6 protein-coding genes are annotated in these 6955 nt (G+C 68.2%); 3 read left to right on the top strand and 3 right to left on the bottom strand.

The genetic code is table 11. From position 1 onward, the window contains the following. Nucleotides 1–3: 3 nt before the first annotated feature. Nucleotides 4–1893, top strand: coding sequence for a DUF5107 domain-containing protein (locus ABZ796_RS21015; RefSeq protein WP_357339482.1), 1890 nt, complete (start codon nucleotides 4–6; stop codon nucleotides 1891–1893). Nucleotides 1894–1899: 6 nt separating this feature from the next. Here the strand turns inward: ABZ796_RS21015 and ABZ796_RS21020 are convergent, their stop codons facing one another. From ABZ796_RS21020 to ABZ796_RS21030, 3 genes are all read right to left on the bottom strand, one after another. Further along, complete coding sequence (locus ABZ796_RS21020) at nucleotides 1900–2397, bottom strand: PGPGW domain-containing protein (RefSeq protein WP_357339483.1); 498 nt, start codon at nucleotides 2395–2397, stop codon at nucleotides 1900–1902. A gap of 56 nt (nucleotides 2398–2453) precedes the next feature. After that, a complete protein-coding gene (locus tag ABZ796_RS21025) occupies nucleotides 2454–2828 on the bottom strand; it encodes a DUF805 domain-containing protein (protein WP_357339484.1) in 375 nt (124 codons plus the stop codon). A 166-nt stretch (nucleotides 2829–2994) separates the two neighbouring features. After that, on the bottom strand, nucleotides 2995–4839 hold the full coding sequence (locus ABZ796_RS21030; protein WP_357339486.1) for a phosphoenolpyruvate carboxykinase (GTP): 1845 nt from the start codon (nucleotides 4837–4839) through the stop codon (nucleotides 2995–2997). 332 nt (nucleotides 4840–5171) lie between these two features. On the opposite strand from ABZ796_RS21030, the gene ABZ796_RS21035 reads away from it, so the two are divergent. Next, entirely contained in the window at nucleotides 5172–5633 is a 462-nt protein-coding gene (locus ABZ796_RS21035; RefSeq protein ID WP_357339487.1) for a hypothetical protein, read from the top strand. 37 nt (nucleotides 5634–5670) lie between these two features. Continuing rightward, the gene (gene argJ, locus ABZ796_RS21040) at nucleotides 5671–6819 is read left to right on the top strand and encodes a bifunctional glutamate N-acetyltransferase/amino-acid acetyltransferase ArgJ (protein ID WP_357339489.1); all 1149 of its coding nucleotides are present in this window, start codon (nucleotides 5671–5673) and stop codon (nucleotides 6817–6819) included. Nucleotides 6820–6955: the final 136 nt, after the last annotated feature.

Here is a 6955-nt window from a genome sequence, read left to right on the forward strand (position 1 = left end):
GCGATGACCACGCTGAGGATGGATCGGCTCTCGATCGAGGGCGCCGAGGACCCGATCGATGGACCGCTTCCGCTGCTGCACGGGGTGCCCCGACCAGGGTTCGAACCCGGCGCCGCGCCTTATCCGGACATGGCGACCAACCTCGAGTACGGCCGGCCGAGCACGCTGCTGCCGTACACGGCTCAGGACTCCTACACCCGCCGACGCAAGATGCGTGATCTGCCGAGCCTGGCGCTGGAGAACGAGCTGCTCACCGCCACCTTCCTGCCCGGCTACGGTGGGCGGCTGTGGTCGCTGGTGCACCGGCCGTCGGGCCGCGAGCTGCTGCACCGCAACCCCATCCTGCAGCCCGCCAACCTGGCGCTGCGCGACGCCTGGCTGGCCGGCGGGGTCGAGTGGAACTTCGGGGCCACGGGGCACTGGCCACTCACCTGCTCCCCGCTGCACGCCGTGAGCCTGACCACGCCGGCCGGCACCCCGGTCCTGCGGATGTACGAGCTGGAGCGGATGCGTCGGGTCGTGGTCACGATCGACGCCTGGTTGCCCGCCGGATCCCCGGTGCTGTTGATGCACGTCTCGCTCCACAACCCGGCACCGAACCCGACGCCCGTCTACTGGTGGACGAACATCGCGGTGCCCCAGGGTCCGGACGTACGTGTCGTCGCACCGGCCGAGCAGGCCTTCCATTTCGACTACGCGGAGCAGCTGACGCTGATCGATTTTCCGCAGACGGCGGACGGCGACCAGAGTTATCCGGCGAGTTCCCCGCAGGCGGCCGACTTCTTCATGGACGTCCCGGACGGCGAGCGCCCCTGGATCGCCGCGCTCGACGGCGACGGCCGCGGGCTCGTCCAGACATCCACCGACCGACTCGTCGGCCGCAAGCTCTTCCAGTGGGGCACCGGTGCGGGCGGGCAGCGTTGGCAGGAGTGGCTGTCCGGGCCGGACGCTGCCTACATCGAGATCCAGGCCGGCCTGGCACGTACGCAGCTCGAGCACCTCGCGCTGCCCGGCGGCGAGACCTGGGAGTGGGCCGAGGCGTTCGGCCTGCTCGAGGTCGACCCCGAGCGGGTGCACGGCTCCTGGGACTCGGCTCGGGCGGCCGTGAACGAGGCGGTCGAGATGCTCCTCCCGCGGGCCGATCTGGACGACGCGCTCCGCGAGGCAGGACGCTTCGCACCGCCCGAAGACCTGCTCGCCCGCGGGTCCGGGTGGGGCGCGCTCGAGGTCGCGGCCGGCGCTGTGCCGGCGGACCCGCTGCGTCCGTTCGGGGCCTGCGGCGAAGATCAGAAGCCCTGGCTCGATCTGCTGCAGCGCGGCCGGCTGCCGATCAGCGACCCGCCCGCGGCTCCCATCCGTGGTGCGCACTGGCGCGAGCTGCTGGAGGCCTCGGCCGACGACTGGCATGCGTGGTACCACCTCGGCCTGCTCCTGCTGGCCGACGATGACCGCCGCAGCGCGCGCGAAGTCATGGAGCGGTCGGTCGCCGATCATCCCAATCCCTGGGCCCTGCGCGCCCTCGCGCACCTCGCAGAACCGGCGGACCCGCCTGCTGCGGACCTCCTGCTCGAGGCCCACCGCCTGCGTCCCGACCTGCGTGAGCTCACCATCGAGCTGCTCCAAGCACTGATCGCGGCCGATCGACCTGCCGAAGCGCTCGAGGTGATCGCCACTCTCGCCGACGCGGACCGAGACCACGGTCGGATCCAACTGTGCACCGCGCGGGCGGCACTCGCCATGGGCGACCTCGACCGGGTCCGTCAGCTCCTCGACGCGGGCATCACGGTCGACAACCTCCGCGAGGGCGAGACCGCACTGGACACGCTCTGGCTCGCCGTCCGTCCCGGCGAGGCGATTCCGGCTGCGTACGACTTCCGGATGACGTCCGACTGACGAACCTCAGGCGACCTTGTTCATCTCACCCGTGTGCTCGATGTCCTCGTCGAGCTGTCGACGAGCATCGGGGTGGCCGTGGAAGCGGTGGTAGGAGTAGCCCAGGATGGCGAGGGCGAGGAGGCACGACGCCAGCAGCGTCACGCCGGTCCACGCACCACCGAGCAGCCAGAAGGTCGCCTCGAGAGGCCACCAGTGGGGCGCCGGCGGGTTGATCAGGAAGACGACGCCGACGGCACCGATGGAGAGCGCACCCAGGGTCGAGGCCACGATGCGCGGCCAGGTCTCGACGCCCTCGGCGACACCCCGCATGGCGCGGAGGCGGACCGGCTCGACGTAGCGGCGAGCCCAGGCGTACTGGCGGGAGAGCACAGCCAGCCCACCGAAGAGCATCAGCAGCCCCGGCCCCGGCAACACCATCGCGGCGATACCGGCGACCACGAGCAGCCACCCAACGGTCTCGTAGGCGAGCCGCTTCGCTGCGGCTCCTGCGAGGGACTTCATGCCAATAGCCTGCCATTCGGGGACAACCCCGAGAACAACTAGGGGAATTTTACGCCTCATGCGGCCAGGTCGTACTTGACACCCTCGGGGCTCGGGAAGGTCAGCCAGAGCACCGCGAGGACGATGTCACCGATCACCGGCACGATCAGGATCAGCTGCCACCACCCGGAGCGGTTGATGTCGTGCAGCCGCCGCGCGCCGAGCGCGATGGTCGGCACGAACGCCACCAGCCCGTAGAGACCGACCACGAGGCTCACCACCTCGTTGCGCGCGAGCACGAGAACGATGAGCATCAGAAGGTTCACGAGCATCGGCCAGAGCAGCTCGGTGCGGCTGGCGCGACCCGAGAATGTCGCGTACTTCTTCCAGAACCGCGCGTACGCCTCGTTGATCGAGGCCGCACGAAGCGGCTGGCTCAAGGGGATCGTCACGGGCAGGAACCTTAGGTGGCGGAGATCGGCTACGTAAATGTCTGGCCGGGCATCTGTTCCAGATATGAACAAAGTTCATCTTCCCGTAGGAAACGAACGCAGACGGAAACAACAGGGGCGGCGCACGGAAAGAATTCCGTACGCCGCCCCCGGCTGTATGTCTCGATCAGGCCTGCTCGGCGGCCTCGTCGATGGCAGCAGCGACGCGCTTGTGCGCCTCCCAGATCTCCTCCGGCAGCTTGAACTGCTTGAGGTGCTCCTCCCGGAAGCCCATCTCCTGCTTCCAGCGGGTCAGGTCGAGGGAGAGGATGCGGTCGAGGTCCTTCTGCGGCAACTCGAGGCCGCGCAGGTCGAGCTCGTCCTCGGTCGGGATGACGCCGACGGGGCTCTGCTGGCCCTTGACCTCACCCTTCTTGAACTGCAGCAGCCACAGCAGCGCGCGCACGTTCTCGCGGTAGCCGGGCCACAGGAAGTGACCGTCCTCGGAGTCGCGCTGGAACCAGTTGACGTGGGCGAAGACCGGCTTGTCGGTGGCCTCGCCGATGATCTTCAGCCAGTGGCGGGCGTAGTCGCCCTCCTCGTAGGCGAGGAACGGACGCATCGACATCGGGTCGTAGCGCAGCACGCCCTCGAGGCCGTCGGCCGCGGCGGTCGCCTCGGCGCCCAGCGTGAGGCCGTCGTAGACGCCCTCGGCGACGTCGGTGATCGCGCGGATCAGCGGCTCGCGGTCACGGGTGCGGCCACCGAAGATGATCGCGTCGACCGGCACGCCGGCCGCGTCGTCGAAGTCGGGGGCAGCGTTGGGCACCTGCGAGATCGGCGTGGTGAAGCGGGAGTTGGGGTGGGCCCACGGCTCGCCCAGCTCGTCGTCGATCCGGTCAGCGATGCGCTCGCCCTTCCAGTCGATCCAGCCGTCGAGGTCGTCCGGGTGGTGCTTGGTGAGCCCCTCCCACCAGACCTCCTGGGTCTTCTCGTTGTAGGCGACGTTCGTGAAGATCGCACCCGAGCCGGGCAGGATCGCCTGGATGGCACCCGGGTTGGTCTTCTCGTTGGTGTCCTTGGCGACGCCGAAGACGCCGTTCTCCGGGTTGAAGGCGTAGAGCTTGCCGTCCTCGCCGACCCAGATCCAGGCGATGTCGTCGCCGTAGAAGGTGACCTCGTAACGCTCACCGAGGGCGTCGGGCGAGAGCGTCATCGAGAGGTTGGTCTTGCCGGAGGCGGACGGGAAGCCACCGACGACGTGGAACTCCTCGCCGGTCTCCTTGTCCTTGATGCCCAGCAGCAGGAACTGCTCGGCCAGGAACTTGCCGGAGGCGCGGCCGTCGTAGCAGGCCTGGCGCAGGCCGTGGGCGATCTTGCCCAGCAGCGCGTTGCCGCCGTAGGAGGAGCCGAAGTGGAGGATCGTACGCTGGTCGGCGACCGTCGCGAACAGACGCTGGTCCTCGTCGGTCCCCTGCCCGAGGTTGGGGAGGTCACCGGTCACGTGCACGGCACGGACGAAGGAGCTCGGGTCCGCGAGGTCGTTGATGTAGTCGATGCCGACGCGGGCCATCCGGATCATCTGCTGCACGACCGGGCGGCTGTCGGTGAGCTCGACACCCGCGGCGTACGCCTCCAGGGGCGAGCCGACCGGAGCCATCAGGTAGGGGATGACGTACATCGTCTTGCCCGCCGAAGCCCCGGTCATCCGCTCGGTGAGCGTCTTGACGGTCTCGTCAGCAGGCTTCCAGTTGTTGTAGACGCCCTTGTCCTCCGGGTTGGAGGTGGCGACCACGGTGCGCTCTTCGGAGCGGGCGGTGTCCTTGCGGTAGGAACGGCTGTAGTAGCGGCCGCCCGTGACCGGGAGAAGCTCGCCCGCTGCCAGGGACTCCTGGAGGAGCCGCTCGTCGTCGGCTGCGCTGACAACCTCGATCTGCGCGGCTCCGGTCACCCCTGCCCAGTAGGAGACATACTCCCGCACATGAGGATTCGTCAGCCCCGCCTCATCGAGGACCTTGTCCACGTCAACCATTCCGACACCCTTCAAAAGTTTCGCCGATTGCAGGCACGTTACCCCAGTTGAAGAGGGCTCCAACCGGGGTACCGTGCACCAGAGTGGGTCATCGATCACGAGCCTGGACAATTGATCGATCCAACTGCAGGCGATGTTCCGATAACCGGTGCCGAGACCCTTGTGACCCCCATGTTTAAGTGAGAAACGCCTCATTTCGGTGGGTGGTCCGCAATGTGGATGTGACGCCGATGTCGCATGGTGACACGGATTACATCTAAGGTTTCGCGAGTGATCCCCCAACACACATGCGTTGAATTGTTTCAATTCCTGAGCGGTCCAGAGGTCGCCTGATGGACCTCGTTCTCGGGACCTTCGCCGCCTCCTTCGCCGGAGGACTCTTCCCCATCATCAACTTCGAGACCTACCTCGCGGTGGCCGCCTCGAATCTCACCTTCTCCGCCCTCGTGCTCGCTCTGGTGGCGGGAATCGGCCAGACCAGCTCCAAGGTGGTCTGGTACTACGCCGGCCACGGCACGACCTCCCTCCCCCTCGTCCGCAAGAAGATGGCGTGCGAGAAGTGGCAGCAGCGGATGGAGAAGTGGGAGCGACGTACGCAGGGCCGGCCCGCCTACGCCGGCGGACTGCTCGCCGTGGCCGCGCTCAGCGGGCTTCCGCCGCTCGCGATCCTCGCGGTGGTCTACGGCACGCTCAAGGCCAACCTGGTGCTCTTCGTCGGCATCACGTTCGTGGGTCGCGTACTCCGGTCCTGGATGATCCTCGAGGCGGCGGCGTTCGCCTGGTTGCGGACATAGGACGTTCCTCGCCCCGGACTGGTTCTAGGCTGTCCGCATGCCTCAGCCAGCCGGATTCGTCGGAGTCACCGCCAACCTCGGACTCAAGGAGGGCGCCGACGACTTCGCCGTCGTCGCCGCACCCTCGGGCCCGGTCACGAGCGCCGCGGTCTTCACCCGATCCCGCTTCGCCGGCGCCTCGGTGCTGCTCTCCCGAGCCTCCGACGTCTCCGCCTTCCGCGGGATGGTGACCATCTCGAAGAACGCCAACGTCGCGACCGGGCCGACGGGCGAGGCCAACGCCCAGGAGGTACGCCGCCTGGCGGCCGAGGTCGTCGGCGTCCGACCCGAGGAGCTGCTGGTCGCCTCGACCGGCGTGATCGGGGTGCAGTATCCGATGGACGTGCTCACGCCCGCCCTGGAGAAGCTCGCCGGGACCGCCGGTGAGGCCGACTTCGACGCCGCCGCGGCGGCGATCATGACGACCGACACGGTTGCCAAGATCGAGACGCGGACCGTCGGCGACGCGACGATCATCGGGATCGCCAAGGGCGTCGGGATGCTCGAGCCCGACATGGCCACGATGCTGACCTTCTTCTTCACCGACGCCGCGGTGCCGGCAGCCGAGCTCGACGCGGCCTTCCGCCGGGTCGTCGACCGCACCTACAACGCCGTCTCGATCGACACCGACACCTCGACCTCCGACACGGCCGCGATCTTCGCCTCCGGTGCTGCTGGGCCGGTCGACCTGGACGAGTTCGAGGCCGCGCTCTACGACGCCGCGCTCGCGCTGGTGAAGAAGATCGCCTCCGACGGCGAGGGGGCCTCCAAGCTGATCACGGTCTCGGTCAGCGGTGCCCGCGACGACGCCCAGGCCAAGCGGGTCGGCAAGGCCATCGTCAACTCGCCCCTGGTGAAGACCGCCGTCCACGGCGCCGACCCCAACTGGGGCCGGGTCGCGATGGCCATCGGGAAGCTCCGCGAGGAGACCGACATCTCCCCCGAGCACGTACGCATCGCGTTCGGTGGCACCGAGATCTACCCCGCCCAGGTCTCGGCAAATCTATTGGCAGATTTGTCGACTTATCTGTCCGGCGACGAGGTCTCGATCGAGGTCGACCTCGGCATCGCGTCGGGCGAGTTCACCGTCTACGGCTGCGACCTCACCGACGGCTACATCCGCATCAACGCCGACTACACGACCTGACGGCCCCTCCGCTGGTCGAGCCGCGAGCGCCAGCGAGCGTGTCGAGACCAACACGGTCCGATCTGCGCTCGATATCCGACCGGCAGGTGCTTCCAGTTCGGCATCAGCGGCTCGGCGACCTGCGGGCGGAACAGTC

This window comes from Nocardioides sp. NPDC047086 (genome assembly GCF_040643685.1).
In the GTDB taxonomy this organism is placed as follows: Bacteria; Actinomycetota; Actinomycetes; order Propionibacteriales; family Nocardioidaceae; genus Nocardioides.

Excerpts from the sequence above, each read along its gene's own strand:
- ABZ796_RS21015 (WP_357339482.1), top strand. The coding sequence starts at position 4 with ATGACCACGCTGAGGATGGATCGGCTCTCGATCGAGGGCGCCGAGGAC.
- ABZ796_RS21020 (WP_357339483.1), bottom strand. The coding sequence starts at position 2,397 with ATGAAGTCCCTCGCAGGAGCCGCAGCGAAGCGGCTCGCCTACGAGACC.
- ABZ796_RS21030 (WP_357339486.1), bottom strand. The coding sequence starts at position 4,839 with ATGGTTGACGTGGACAAGGTCCTCGATGAGGCGGGGCTGACGAATCCT.
- ABZ796_RS21035 (WP_357339487.1), top strand. The coding sequence starts at position 5,172 with ATGGACCTCGTTCTCGGGACCTTCGCCGCCTCCTTCGCCGGAGGACTC.
- argJ (WP_357339489.1), top strand. The coding sequence starts at position 5,671 with ATGCCTCAGCCAGCCGGATTCGTCGGAGTCACCGCCAACCTCGGACTC.